This is a genomic window from Polaromonas sp. P1_G2 (genome assembly GCF_056405515.1).
Window position 1 is genome coordinate 1 of the sequence record NZ_JBFUBY010000543.1, and the last position, 1,020, is coordinate 1,020.

The window sequence follows — 1,020 nt, forward strand, 5'->3', positions numbered from 1 at the left end:
TCGCGGATCAGGTCGCGGACGAAATCGCCGACAAGCCGTTCCTGCGCCAGATCGACCGGTGGCGGCGGACCGTCGGTGCGGCCGTGGATGTCGCGCATATAGACCGATTGCGCCAGATGCGTACCCCAGGAGGACGGGGCGCCGATCAGGAAGATCGCCTGGTTCTCTTCGGCAAAGGCGATGCGGCCGGTGCGCTTCCAGTCAGGGATGAGACCGACGCCGCCGATCGTCGGCGTCGGCATGATCCCCACGCCATTGGTCTCATTATAGAGCGACACGTTGCCGGAGACGATCGGGAAATCGAGTGCCGTGCAGGCTTCGCCGATGCCCTTGATGGCATGCACCAGTTGACTCATGATCTCCGGCTTTTCCGGATTGCCGAAATTGAGGTTATCGGTTGCCGCCAGGGGCAGGGCGCCGGTGGCGGTGAGATTGCGCCAGCATTCGGCCACCGCCTGCTTGCCGCCTTCATAGGCATCTGCTTCGACATAGCGCGGCGTGACGTCGGAGGAAAAGGCGAGCGCCTTCCATTCCTGACCTTCGACGCGGATGACGCCGGCATCGCCACCCGGGCGCTGCAGTGAATTGCCCTGGATCAGCGTGTCATATTGCTCGTAAACCCAGCGGCGAGAGGAATTGTTGGCCGAACCGACCAGCTTCAACAGCGCATCGGCAATATCGGCCTGCGGCACGTCATTGTCGAGGAGTGGAGCTGGCTTGGCGAGCGGCGTCCACGGCCGGTCATATTCCGGCGCCTCGTCGCCCAGTTCCTTGATCGGCAGGTTGGCGACTTCGGCGCCCTGATGCAGCACGCGGAAGCGCAGATCATTGGTGGTCTTGCCGACGATCGCGAAGTCGAGGCCCCATTTGACGAAGATCGCCTTGGCCTCGCCCTCTTTTTCCGGGCGCAGCACCATCAGCATACGCTCCTGGCTTTCCGAGAGCATCATCTCGTAAGCCGTCATCTTCTCTTCGCGCACCGGCACCTTGTCGAGATCGAGTTCGATGCCAAGATCGCCC

Annotated in this window: 1 protein-coding gene; it reads right to left on the reverse strand. The window is 62.5% G+C overall.

Annotated features, from left to right (window positions below):
* Nucleotides 1–1,020, reverse strand: a 1,020-nt coding sequence (locus AC1D0P_RS26055) for an AIR synthase related protein (protein WP_477679370.1), incomplete at both ends; no start/stop codon positions are given.